Source organism: Streptomyces sp. NPDC088354, assembly GCF_044753585.1.
In the GTDB taxonomy this organism is placed as follows: domain Bacteria; phylum Actinomycetota; class Actinomycetes; order Streptomycetales; family Streptomycetaceae; genus Actinacidiphila.
In genome coordinates, this window is the sequence record NZ_JBIVNJ010000055.1 from 1 (window position 1) to 13,052 (window position 13,052).

Here is a 13,052-nt window from a genome sequence, read left to right on the forward strand (position 1 = left end):
TCTGCTTCGCCGACACCCGCGGCTCCCAAGTCGAAATCGTCCAGAACATCGGCCGCGCCCTCCGACCCAACCCCGACGGCAGCACCAAGGTCGCCAGAATCATCGTCCCCGTCTTCCTGCAGCCCGGCGAAGACCCCACTGACATGATCGCCTCCGCCTCGTATGCACCCCTGGTCTCCGTCCTGCAAGGCCTGCGCTCACACTCGGAGCACCTCGTCGAGCAGCTCGCCAACCGCGCCCGCACCAGCGGACCACGCACAGTCCACTTCCGGCGCGACGCCGAAGGCCGCATCATCAACGCCGGGGGCAGCACGGCAGGCGAGGACCAGGGCGCTGCGGAGGGTCGGACGGAGACGGGGGCGGAGTCGGCGCTGCTGAACTTTGCCACCCCCCGCGATCCCGCCACCATCGCCGCATTCCTCCGCACGCGCGTCTACCGCCCCGAATCCCTGGTCTGGCTCGAGGGCTACCAAGCCCTCCGACACTGGCGCGAGGAGAAGGGCATCACCGGCCTGTACGCCGTGCCGTATGACACCGAGGTCGACCTGGGCGTGGTGCGGTTTCCGCTGGGCAGGTGGGTCAACCAGCAACGCCGCGCCCTGCGGGCCGGGGAGTTCGAGGAGCGGCGTAGGAAGCTGCTGGACGAGCCGGAAGCGGGCATGGTCTGGGAACCCGGCGACCAAGCCTGGGAGACCAAACTCGCCGCGTTCCGCTCCTTCCACCGAACCCACGGACATTTGGCTCCCAGGCAGGACGCCGTGTGGGGCGAAGCCCTCGACAATGGAGACGGCAAGCCGGTACCGGTAGGGCAGCACCTGGCCAACCTCCGACGCAAAGACGGCCTCGGCAAAGACCTCGAACGCGCAGCGGCACGCGCGGAGCAGCTGGCCGCCATCGACCCCGACTGGGACTGCCCCTGGCCCCTGGACTGGCAACGCCACTACGCCGTCCTCCGCGATCTCGCCGAAACCGAGCCCGACCACTCCGTGGCCGGCATCGAACCCGGCGTCACCTTCAACGGGGACGATCTTGGGGCATTCATCGCCCGTCAATCGCGGGACTGGGCGCAGCTCAGCACCGAACAACAGCAACGGCTCACCGCACTCGGCATCCGACCCACCCCGCCGAGCGAGGGCGAAGGCGCGGCGTCGAAGGGCACGGCACAGGGATCGAGCAAGGCGCAGCAGGCGTTCCAGCGAGGCCTGACGGCCCTCGCGCAATGGATCGAACGGGAAGGCGCGGGGCGGCCCGTACCCAGAGGACATAGTGAATCGATCACCGTCGAAAACGAGGCGGAGCCGGTGCTCGTCAAGCTGGGAGTGTGGATTTCGAACACCAAGCAGCGGCGGGGCAAGCTCACCCCGGAACAGCGGGCCGCCCTCGCCGACCTCGGAGTCGAGTGGGCGTAGTGCTACTGGGGATGAGGCGGGAGCTTTACTCTCTCCATGCAAACCTGCCAGGTGTAGATGCGGTCCACCCCGAACCGCCACGGCAGCAGGTGCCAGCGGCCCCAGACCCGATCACCGCGACGCCGTCGCAGACCCCCTCCACCTGTCAGGTCGCCGGTGCATAATGCTTGGGTGAATCCGCAACCCGAGCCGTCCATTGTTCTGGTCACCATCGACCGAGCATCGACGTCGGTGGTTCTCTCACGTTCCGACGGCAAGGAAGCGCGCTTCCCGCTGACACCCAATCCATTCGAGGACACCAGCGTGGTGTCTCGATTCGCCTATCCACTGGCTGGCGACGCCCTCCTCGCGACAACGACCACCGGCGACGACGTGCTCTTCGAACTTCCCACCTGTGCCGGTGCGGACCGGCGTGCCGGGCGCCTAGCTGTTTACCTGGACCAGAACAAGTGGCGGGACGTCGCCAACGCCCTCACAGGCATCGGCCACACCACACCAGTGGAGCAAGCGGCGGCACAGCGCCTTGCCCAGTGGGTAAAGGAGCGAAAGATCATACTGCCCGCGTCGGCCGCGCACTACGCCGAAACCACCAAGTGGTCCGACGCCGCCAGGCGCTACCAGCTCGGCCTGACGATCCTTCAACTCAGCCGCGGCTGGCAGATGCGCGACCCTCTACAGGTACGCCGCGACGAACTGCGCGCCGCTCTCGCCCGCCATACGGCAGCAGGCACCGAGGTACCGGTGGAGGCGGTGTTTACACTCGCCCCGGATGTCATCCACGGAGCCGCCCGCGGCTGGACCTGCTCCCAGCCGTCCGCGGACCTGCCTCCAGTCATGGCCTTCCAAACCGCGGCATTGACCTCAGCCACCGCACTAATCGACACCATGCTTGACATCGAACGTGTATCACCCGGATCGGTGGCCGGGTGGGTCGAGGCTAACCAGAAGTTCAGCGACTGGCTGGACAGCGAAAGCCGCGACACACAGCAAAAACGCAAGAGCATCGACGTTCTCTTCCTGAACGACATCCGGATGGACATCGCGGTCGAAGCCCAGGCCGCACACCTGGCACCAGAGAGCTTCTCCGACTGGCTAACCAAGCGGGCCATCGAGGAGCTGACCGTGGCGCCCGCGCTCGGTCTGCTGCGCGAGATGCTCCACGAGCGTCACCTCAACAAGGGCACCACCTGGAACACCAACGATCTTACGGACATGATTTACCTGTCCTGCGGCGCCGGCTACGCGGACTTCGTGGTCTGCGAGCGCGCCATGGGCAACGCTCTGAAACAGGGCATCAAGCGCCTGAAGCGGCCGGTCCGGGTCTTCCAGCGGCTGAGCGAGGTTACCGACGCCATCGACGAGGCTCTCACGGCAGCGGGCAAATCGGCTGACAAAGACCCTACCGATTGACGAAGATGGGTAACGGGGTCAACTCTCGCCAGGTGCAGCGAGTCGGCCTCCCCATAAAACGAGGCGCCACGACGCCGTGCATGACACTTGGGTCCGACGACGCGGCAGCCACAGAACAAACCCCGGCTGGGCCCGTCCAGGCAAAGTTCTGGGCGACTTCCAGGACAAGCGGATGAAGTGTCCCAGACATGACTGTCAGCCCCGCCACGGGCTCACGCACCGCCAGCGCCCTGGCGGTCGGTCTGCTCGAATCACCTGACCAGAAACCAGTGAGCTCTTCCAAAGTGGCCACCGATCGGGTGACAGGCGCGATGGGGCAGTCAGCGCCACTGAGGACGTTCGCGTTGGTCCGAGCAGCCGTCAACAGCAGATTCGGCTTCACTCTGCCGGGGACAGGCTGAAAGAGCTCAGTATGTCCGCCTCGTTCTGGGAGGTACCCCCACGCCGACGGGGACAACGAGTTGGGGGGCAGCCCGGTTTGCAGATCAACGAAGTACCCCGCGCGGGCGGCGACGTCTCCCCGTCAATTTCGAAGAACTGGTCCATTGAGGCACCCCCGCGTGAGTAGGGACGACGCAGACGCTCTGGAGGCGTCCCAGGCGCCGTCTGGCTGCACCGACCAACGTCCGGCCGCGGCGTGCCGCCGTGAACCGACGGCCGGCCGGAAGGCCCGAGCCCGGCGCAAGACCTTGAGAGGCCCTGCGGAGGTGTCTCCGAGACGCCCAGGGATCCGCCGCGAGGTCCTCCCCGAGCCCGACAGCGAGCAGCGCGAGAACTTCGCGCTGCAACAGGAACTGGCCACCTCGGAGGTGTTGCAGACCGCGCCGTGGCAGCGCGAAAGCACAGCCAACGGAGTCGGTGGATCGGGGCCGCGTGACCTGTGCGGCAAAGAATGGGGCCGCCGTGTCAATCCGGGGTGGTCAGGACCCCACCGGTCTCGAGTGGCCCACTCGTTGCAGCTAGCGTCCTTGGCATCCGCCAGCCGCTTGAGGTCTCCATCCTAGAATCCCGCACCAAGCAACGGATACTTGTCCCCGGTGCGATTCAGGTCTCGTTGGAGCCAGGCTGCCGGGCCCTTGACCTCAGGCCGGCTCGATACGGACAGGACCGCAGCCGACGGAAGAGGATCATTCGATGGCGACGTACGACCAGCTGACCGAGTGCGCCGGACCGGGGCATGTCACGCGAGCCGGACGGGACATTAGTTGACGGCCAGAGTCTTGCCGAAGCCGGCTCCGCTGTGGATAGCCCCCCGCCCAGTCAGCAAGGCGCGGGTGGTCACCACAGGCACGGCACAGCCCGTCGCTGGAGGTCACGGCATAGTGAAGAAGATCTTGAGGGCTTTCGTGTGCGCTTCGCCCTTCAGGCTGGCGAGCAGGGGAACGACGATGGTGCCCACCGTCTGCGGGGGGGCGATGCGCCGTATGGTCATTACCAGTTGTCGGACGACTTCCTGCAGGAGGTCGGCGTCCGGAGCAAAGCCCCGCACCGTCTCCTGTGCTTCGTCCAGGAGCAGCGGGAGAACCGACCCGTCAGCCAGTTCGAACATCGTCCAGGCGACGATCATGCCGGCGACCGCGGGGACCGTGGGTGGCGTGGCGACCAGGCACAAGCCCCGCAGTGCGGTCAGACACCATTTCGCGGCTGCCTCGGGGTTCTTGTCGGGGAGTGTTCTGATCAAAGAGGTGTAGCTGCGCCATCCGTCGGCCAGGGGTTGCCAGGTCGAGGGGCGGGTAAGGAGGAACGCGGCGCACCCATGGGGGTTCCACTGATCGTTGCGGGCGATCTGGATCAGGCGGTCGGCCACGGGAAGTTCGGCGACGGGAAGTTTCATCAGACGCTGGTAGGACTGCTCAACGGCGTCAGCCGGCAGCATCCCGTCCTCGACCAGCGCTTCCAGCACGTGCAGGCTGCCGAACGCGGTCACTCCCTGGCTGCGGGCCAGGGCGCGCAGGGCCGCGTCGTCGGCGAGCAGGCTGACCCCGAGCTCCCGGGCGAGTCGGATAGGGGCGCTCCATACTTTGTGTCTGGGATCATCGTGGTCGGCCGGAGCGTCGGGCATGATGTCGCAGGACTCGACCAGAGCGGCCAGTGCATGGGCCTGATCGCTCCAGGACTGGATGACGTCCTGGGAGTACTCGGTGAATACCGGCTGCTGCGTGCGGGCATCCCAACCGAGCCAACCGGAGTTGCGCATGCCGAGCGAGGCCTTGGCCTGCAGAATGTCGTCGCGTTGGGAAGCTGCGACCAGGAGTTGCTCGAAGTAGGACAACAGTTGCGTTGTGGATGGCAGCACGTGGGAGGCCAGGAAGAGCGCGGAGGTGTCCGCGACGACCGCAGTGTTCAGCGCATCGCGCGCCGCGGCGTTCTCCTGGGCGTAGATGCTGTCGTCCGGATAGCGGATCACGTAGGCGCCGATGCTGTTGCGGATCAGCATGTCGGCATACCCGCGGCCGAGTGCGGCGGCGCAGGCGCTGATCGGGAACTGACCGTGGGAGGCCGCCTGCTGCATCTGGTGCACGGCGTCGGAGGACGGTGCCAGGCGGGCACGCAGGAACTCGCGCAGACCGTGGACCGGATCCGATTCCTCGAAGGGGACCTGCTGGATCAGATTGCTGTGAGGGAAGTGCTCGAAGAACTGCTGCTGCAGTTGGCGTGCCTTGGACAGCAGAAGGTAGTCGGTGTCCTGCCCGGAGGGCATTACGAAGCCAGTCATCACCGCGGTGGCAACCAGTTCCTCATCGTCGGGAAACGCCTGCGCGACCTCGGTGACAGCGGTCAGGATCTCCTTCTGCGTGATCGCGCCGGGATCGGCCGGGCCCGTCGGAGTGACCGTCGGCGCGATCGAGCGCAGCACCGAGGCCACCAGTCGTGCTTGGCTGTGGTCGACCGGTTCCAGCCGCGGTTCGGCTCGGATGATCGCGTAGGCGTCGTCCATCCTGCGAAGTTGATGTAGGGCGTGCACCTGCTCCCACCGGTACTTGGTCAGGCTCTCTTCCCGGTTCGGGTCTGCTTCGGCGATGTCGGCGGTGTCGATGAGTCGGCGGGCCTGCTCCAAGACGGTGTGCCAGTCCTCGCGGCGTGACGCGGCCGCAATGAGGATTTCCCGGGCGGTGCGCCAGCGCGAGGGGTCGGTGCTGGAGGCCACTGCGCGCGCCAGACGTTCCGCATCGTGGGTGGATCCGCTGCGCAGTGCCAGGATCGCGGCTTGGAGGAGGTGGCGCTCGTCGTGGGCGTGCTGCGCGGAGAAGCGTTCCAGGGCGCTGACGGCTTCCGTAGTCTTGCCCTGATGCAGCAGCGCGTCGACACGGATCTGCAGTGCTGCGTCGGAGTCGGGGTAGCGGCGGGCGAGGATCTGCGCTTGGGAAATTTTACCGACGGACAGGAGCGTTTTGGCGCGGACCATGTCGGCGCTCTCCGGATCGAGATCCTGGAGGCGGGACAGTTCGTCCTCTTTCAAGGTCGCAACCATCGACAAGCCAAGCAGAGCGCGAAGCTCTTGGCCACTGTCGCCGTGGGAGGACATCTCGGCCAAAGCTGCCCGGAATTCGGCGGCGGCTTCTGGGTGGGTGTCTTCGCGTGGGACGAGCGCCAGGGCAGTCGCCAGCCTTCGGTCCACGGGATTATCGATCTTGCTCGCCAATTCGAGCGCCAGGTCGGTTTTCCCTGTTTGCGCCGCCAGTCCCGCCGCGGTGGGAATCACCGTCGCCGACACGGCCTCGGTGGCCTCCGCGGTTCCTGCAGGCGGTGGCAGGAGCATGGCCAGGGCTCCGTGGGTGTCGCCTCTCATCGCCCGCGCCTGGGCAGCGAGCACGAGCGCGTCGGCAGTGGGGCCGCCCCAGTCTTGCCGGCGGCCGCGTGCAAGCAATGCCAGATCCTCAGCACGGCTCAGCGCGGCATCCCGGTCCAGGCCCGAGACGCCGCCGGCGGAGTCGGCTGCCTTGACGCACAGTGTCCTGGCCAGCTCCAGCTCTACGTGTGAGGTCCTGGGGCCGGTGAGTGCCGCGATCGCCGACGCGCTGGCGGGACTGCTGCGATAGGCCGAGAATTGGGCGGCGACGTGCTCCAAGAGGATCTGGGCGGCGCCGATCTGCCCCGGGGTCTCCCGGAGGACAACGGCCGCGGCGAGGGTGACCGTCAGTCTCATGGATTCGAAAAAGGCCGGATGGCAGTCGGCAAACTCCTCCACGAACGCCAGAAACGCCTCGTCTGGGCCGGCCGCTTCCGACTGGGCGCCGAGGCCGGCCAAAACCGGCCTGGGCAAACGTAGTTCGAGTTGCTCCTCCACGGCCAGCAGCGCCGGGACTACCGCGGCCATGTCAGGGCCGAGGCCGGCCCCGTACAGCGCCCACAGCCGGTGACCGGCAGGAGCGACTGTTTCGGCGGCGGTCAGCATCCGTGCGCTGGTGTCCTCATCGCTGCCTCGGGCAGCTGCCACTGCGGCCTTGCAGTACAGGTAGGCCGCCAGCACGTCGTCGTCGTGGCAGTGTTGCGCGGCTTGCTCGAAGAACCAGGGCGCGGCCGGGTGCTCATGTGCGGCAGCGAATTCGGCGACCAGCACCCACAGCGGACCGCTGTCGGGGCTGCGGAAGTCCTTCGGCGGCCGGTGCCTGAAGCGGCTCAGCCAGGTGGCGGGCTGGCTGCCCAGCTCAGCCAGGTCGTTGAGGACCGCGGTCGCACGTGGACCGGCCTGCGGTACGGCCCACTCGTAGGCGAGCGCTACTGGAGGTGCCAGGCGCAGCAGTAGTTGAACAGGTGACGTGCCGGTGGTTGGTGGTGCGTCGTCGGCCGGGGCGGTCGCGGTGCCCGGCCTGGGCAGATCTTCCGGCTCGGCGTACCGCAAGACAGCGAACGCGAAGGCGGCAGCGTGTTGGGCGGCTTTCGGCTGCCACTGACGGTCGGCGTCGGGCGTCTTGTCCTGAACGCAGTCGGAGATCCCGCGAATGGTCAACGCAGGCTGCTGGGCTTTGCTGGCGGCCTCGTACAGACCGAGCGATTCCATGTCCAGCGCGGCCACGTCATTGAAAACCCGACGTACCTTGTCCATCAACGCTGAGCGACGGTCTGCGTGGACGACCGAGCCCGCAGCAATGGGCTTGATCTCGACACGGGGAACGGTCCCGAGAGAGTTGAGTGCCTGGCCTACGGGCAACTCGGCCTGCCAGTTGCTGCGGCGTACTGTCTTGGCCAGGCTCATCACCCCGTCGGCGGCCGGGAAGGACAGCGCCCGCGTCAGGTGGACGGGCCCTTCGGCTTCGTCCCACGCGTCCTTGCCGGCGTGCAGGTCATAGACCCTCTCGGCAACGACGACGTCGCCGAGGACCAGGTCATCAGGCTTGACCGAGGCGGCGACTCCGACGAACAGCATCAGGTCGGGACGGAGTTCCGCGATCGCCACGGCGGTCTCGATCGCGGTCCGGTTGTTGCCTATGCCCAACTCAGCGATGTGCACAGTCCAGTCCGCGCGCTCACCTGCGAAGGCCGCCACCTCGAAACGGGTCGTGCGCACACGCCCGGGCCGCCGGTCGGGCAGGTGCGCGGCCACCGCCTCGTACTCCAGCTGTAGCGCGGTGAAGATCACCGTTGTCATGCGGGGCCGCACTCGGTGTTCACGCTCATCACGCGAGGAGGCCGCATCTGCCTCGTGGAGCCAGTTGTGCATCATCGGGTTGCTCATCTCGATACTCCACAGCCGGGAGCGGCCATCGAGGCTGGAGACGACAAACCCAGCCTTGTTCAGCATCTGCAGCGTGGACAGCGCCGTCGTCGGCGAGACGTTCAGCGCACGCGCCAGCGCCCGCCCGCTCACCGGAGCGCTGGAGCCAGCCAGCGCCTGCAGCGCGCGGAACTCCGTGTCGCCCAGCAGGGCCTTGAGTTGGTCGGCAGTCGACGTCACCCAACCACCGTAACACTATGTCCAGTTCTTCTGGACACTGCTGTTACGGACTCTCGTACCGTGGCGGACAGCTGATGCCACCTGGGTACTTGCCCGTGTACCTGCCCACCGAGGCAGCCTGGTGGCAGTATCCGCGCGGGGAGGTCGACCGGCAGCTCGACTTCTTCGGGCGCCGGCGCAGCGTCGGACAAGCGCAAGGCGTTTGCGCTGCAGATGGCCACTGTGGCGCTATCCGCAACGGTCACGGTGCTGGTGGGATGCGGACCTCGGACGCGTCACGCGCCCAATTACCGCCATCGCGATGGTGCTCGGCGCGGCAATTACCGTACTGGCGCGAAGGCATTTCCTTACCCACCGCCAGCTGTCTGTGCTGCGCACCGCGGCTGTCCGGCGCCTGGAGACGATCTCTAGGTACATGGGCTTCCATGCGATCACTGGCGACGGGCCGGTCGAGCAGCATGCCCCCGCCGGGACCCGTTCGGGCTCGACGCCGTCATTGCCGACGACCAGCAGGTCTGGCAGCACCTGCACGAAACCCGCGCGCCCGCACGGGAGGCCGCCCCGCCGCTGCCGACTCGCCGCCCGCCTCCATTGCTACGCCCCACGCTGGCGAAAGGCTAGGACGGTTGCGTGCACCAAGACCCGAGATGACCGGCTGCACCCGCAGCAGCGCCGCGCTCGCCGAACTGGGGGTGGCTTGAGCGTGATGTGACTTCCTGCCTAGGCCGGCCGGCGCCCACGCCCAAGACGGCAAAGGCAACGAGCTGGGTAGCGCAGCAACTGCAACCCAGGCGTGCCCCGAGACCTGGAGTATCGGGGTCTACGCTCGAGTCTCGGCATAGAGGATTATCTGCACAGCCAAGACGCAGACTGCCACGCTCTCCAAGATCGAAACGGTCATAGGCACGAGCGTCCCCGTACCGTAGGCCCAGTAGGCGGCAAGGGCACCTACGGGGACGCCGGCAAAGGTGGCGAGGTCCACTGCACACTGGATGATCTTGCGTTGTGTTCGACGTGCATCACGTCGGTGCGCTGCCTCCCACCCGAAGAGGCTCTCTTGCTCCCCTGCGAGTGCACTCAGCCGGGGTCCGAGGTCGGTGCGGACGTAGTGGCCAATTGCACTGATCTTCTGATCGTTCGCCAGGTACGTCCATCCGAGTACAGCGGTGGTGGCGGGAAGTACCAGCAGCAGTACTACATGGCGCGTCTGAGCCGTGCCAATCAGCACTGTCACCATCGCAGCGAGAGTGACGTAGAGCAGATTGTCTCGGAAGCCTATGCGCGTCTTCTGTTCCTCCTTCACCCTGTCGTACTCAGCCAGGAGCAGCCTGCCTACGGTGACATCCCCGATCGCTGTCATGTCTGTTCCCCCGGTTGCTCAGAGTGAAGGGCGCCGATCGCCAATCTTGCCGGACTACCCAAGGGGGTTGGAAGGGCTGTCTACCTCCCAGATGGACGGAGAACCTGCCAGCTAGCCGCTTGGACCGGGGTGTCGGTGCACGGCGATAGGCTCGGCAGGAGACATAAGTACGCAGCCATGAGCCGATAGCCAAGCTCTATCTCCACCGGTACGACAAGGAACCGAGCCTGTGATCCACCCCAGCCACCGCCTAGTCGTTCTGACAGCACTCCCACTGGAGTATCAGGCGGTACTCGCCCATCTGACCAATCTGGAAACTCATGTACATGAGACGGGAACCCGGGTCGACGAAGGCTCTCTGCCAGGAACTCCCTGGCGGGTCGCACTCGCTGAACTCGGGGAGGGCAACACCGGCGCTGGTGTTCTCACCGAGCGAATCAGCTCCTGGCTGAAGCCAGCCGCGTTGCTATTCATTGGCGTCGCAGGAAGCCTTAAGGATGACATCAACATCGGTGATGTCGTGGCCGCGACCAAGATTTACGCCTATCAGGGCGGAAAGGTAGATACGAGCGGGTTCTATGCCCGCCCAAGTGTCTGGGAATCCTCCCACTGGCTTGAACAGGCTGCACGCCAGGCCCTACGCTCCGACGACTGGATCGTGCACATCCGGGGCCGACGTCCTCAACCAACGCCCCGTGTCCACTTCAAGCCCGTCGCTGCCGGCGACGTCGTACTGAACGCTCGGGATAGCCCCTTGTCGCTGCAACTCCGTCAGAATTACAACGACGCTGTGGCAATCGAGATGGAGAGCGCCGGCTTCGCACGAGCCGCCCACCTTGCTGGACAGCTGCCGGTCCTCACGATCCGCGGTATCAGTGACAAGGCAGACGGCAACAAACACGCAGCTGACGCCAACGGAAGCCAGCCCGCGGCGGCTGCCCACGCTGCCGCGGCAGCCATCGCGGTAATCACAGCACTGACTCCTCCCACCACAGTTAGCTCCTCGGGGCGTCTGCCCGTCGGCGCGACCGCCGACATTCCCTGGACCAACCGAGAGCACACCGACACTCAAGAGCGGGATCTGAAGTGGAAACCGTTGGCCGAGGCAGTCGAAGTGAACTGGCGCCGACAAGCCGGTTCATCCTTCAGAGGCGGCCCATCCGCTCTGGAACTTCACCTCGTTCCGGTTCCGTCGACCAACCGAATCGAAGTCCGGAAGCTGGCGCAGCTCCACGAGCAACTCATCCGAATCGGTCGAGAAAACAAGTTCTTCAGCCTTGCCGAACACATCACATCGACTGCTGACGGTCAGCACGCCATGGCAATCGCATCGGGAACCCATCAGTCCTCCTCCGGACTCACGGTCTGGCGCACGGGACAACGCTCTGCCTGGCAGCCACTCCCGCACGACAGCATGGGCGGGGTCCTGGACCCGGACGAGCTGCCCCGGCAAATCTCCGGCATGCTGACTCTACTTGCCCAGTTTCCTGTACCCGACCCAGGGGACATCGCTCTGGGGATCGGCATCGATCCCGCCACAATGGTGAGCGAAGACAAGGTCAGCCGCATGCCACGTAATAGTGTCCAACCCTGGATGAAGGGCGACCATCTACGGGTGCATCCAGACGAAACCGTCACCATGACAGACCTGGCTGCAAACCGAGACGACATCGCCGAGGAACTCGCTGCTCGTCTGCTCACCAACTTCCGGGCGCCACGACGAGGTTACTGAGCCAGTTGAGCCTAAGCGGGACACGGCTCAGGGACAGGCGAGACCCACGGGGGCACCAACACGAATGCGTCGAGCGGGGCCAGCAGGACAGGGTCGGCGCCTGACGCATTGCTCCGTAGTCATCTCGCTTGTCCTTGCGCCGGGCGGCCCAGGGTCCACAGATCGCCGGGGGCACGAACGAAGGCGCGGTGGACGACCATGTCCCGCTTCAACTGCGCAGCTGAAACTGCGTGGCCTCGTACGGCAAGCGCGTCGCGCAATTCGCCTGGAGTCAGAGGTCGACCGCAGCGAGCGAGGTGCCGGGCAGCCAACTGCTCGGTAGTGGGGAAGGCTGGGGACTCCACCACCAGAAGCGAGTCGGTGAGGGTCTGGTGCTCGGCCTTCGCGGCGCTGACCAGTTCCAACAGATCCTTACCAGCGTCCCCTGCCCTGGACACGCGCCGCTGCCAGGTATCGCGGCCCAGAGAGCCGTTGCGGTAGCACCACCAGAGCAGCCCAGCCGCCGCGGCCAAGGCAGGCACGGGGTAACGGGTGGCAAGGACGGCCAAGCGGTGCGCGCCTGCGCCGGACGCCCGTAGTGCCAGGTCGATGACGAACAGTGCGTTCGCGGCGGTGGCCTCCAGGCCGGCGAGGCGCAACAGGTTTTGGGTGACGGGGATCCATTCGATGATGGCGAACCCGAAGCGGGAGAAGACGCTGTCCTGGGTGATGATGACGCAGGGAGCCAGGAACTCTGCGAGCGCCATCGTGGGTGCGTCGTCCGGGTCACCACGGTACTTCAGCGGCATTTCCGGATCGACGTGCAGGATGTGCCGGGTCTGCGGGGAGAGGTGGTCGCGGATCTCCAGGTCAACCACGCGGATGGAGGGCAGGATCTGCTGGGCGAGGACCTGGCGTGCTCGAGTTTCCGGCACCTGAAAGAAGTCGGCCATGCGAGGAAGGTGTTCGTCGACCTCGCCAAGCACGTGCGCGGCAACATAAGGGGCCGCACGGCGAGTGACGGCCAACGCGGAAATTCTGTTCTGCTGGCCACCTCGCTTGGCCACCGAGCAAGCCTCAACCAGCAGCGCATTGGCATCGAGGACAGGCAACAGCATCGGCCGGTCCAGCACCATCGGGTGGATCGCCGATCCGGATGGGACCAACAGCGGCGGCACCGAATCGGCACGGTCAAAGGTCATGGATCTAGTGTCACCACCACCACTGACATCCGCGCAGCATTTCGTGCGCGCGGCACCGACCTCG

6 protein-coding genes are annotated in these 13,052 nt (G+C 66.1%); 3 read left to right on the top strand and 3 right to left on the bottom strand.

The genetic code is table 11. From position 1 onward, the window contains the following. Both ACIP98_RS38510 and ACIP98_RS38515 read left to right on the top strand, forming a co-directional pair. Positions 1–1,409, top strand: a 1,409-nt coding sequence (locus ACIP98_RS38510) for a Helicase associated domain protein (protein ID WP_401981039.1), incomplete at its 5' end; no start/stop codon positions are given. Between the two features lie 171 nt (positions 1,410–1,580). Then, a complete protein-coding gene (locus ACIP98_RS38515; protein ID WP_401981046.1) occupies positions 1,581–2,819 on the top strand; it encodes a hypothetical protein in 1,239 nt (412 codons plus the stop codon). A 1,312-nt stretch (positions 2,820–4,131) separates the two neighbouring features. On the opposite strand, the gene ACIP98_RS38520 is transcribed toward ACIP98_RS38515, so the two are convergent. Both ACIP98_RS38520 and ACIP98_RS38525 read right to left on the bottom strand, forming a co-directional pair. Further along, entirely contained in the window at positions 4,132–8,715 is a 4,584-nt protein-coding gene (locus ACIP98_RS38520) for a hypothetical protein (RefSeq protein ID WP_401981049.1), read from the bottom strand. 820 nt (positions 8,716–9,535) lie between these two features. Continuing rightward, on the bottom strand, positions 9,536–10,075 hold the full coding sequence (locus ACIP98_RS38525) for a hypothetical protein (RefSeq protein ID WP_401981051.1): 540 nt from the start codon (positions 10,073–10,075) through the stop codon (positions 9,536–9,538). 229 nt (positions 10,076–10,304) lie between these two features. Here ACIP98_RS38525 and ACIP98_RS38530 point away from each other — a divergent pair, with 229 nt between their 5' ends. Continuing rightward, positions 10,305–11,807, top strand: coding sequence for a 5'-methylthioadenosine/S-adenosylhomocysteine nucleosidase (locus ACIP98_RS38530; RefSeq protein WP_401981054.1), 1,503 nt, complete (start codon positions 10,305–10,307; stop codon positions 11,805–11,807). Between the two features lie 119 nt (positions 11,808–11,926). On the opposite strand, the gene ACIP98_RS38535 is transcribed toward ACIP98_RS38530, so the two are convergent. Then, positions 11,927–12,988 carry a PIN domain-containing protein gene (locus ACIP98_RS38535; RefSeq protein ID WP_401981055.1) on the bottom strand — a complete coding sequence of 354 codons (1,062 nt, stop codon included), beginning with the start codon at positions 12,986–12,988 and terminating at the stop codon, positions 11,927–11,929. Positions 12,989–13,052: the final 64 nt, after the last annotated feature.

Coding starts and splice junctions, on each gene's coding strand:
- ACIP98_RS38525 (WP_401981051.1), bottom strand. CDS start 10,075: ATGACAGCGATCGGGGATGTCACCGTAGGCAGGCTGCTCCTGGCTGAG.
- ACIP98_RS38535 (WP_401981055.1), bottom strand. CDS start 12,988: ATGACCTTTGACCGTGCCGATTCGGTGCCGCCGCTGTTGGTCCCATCC.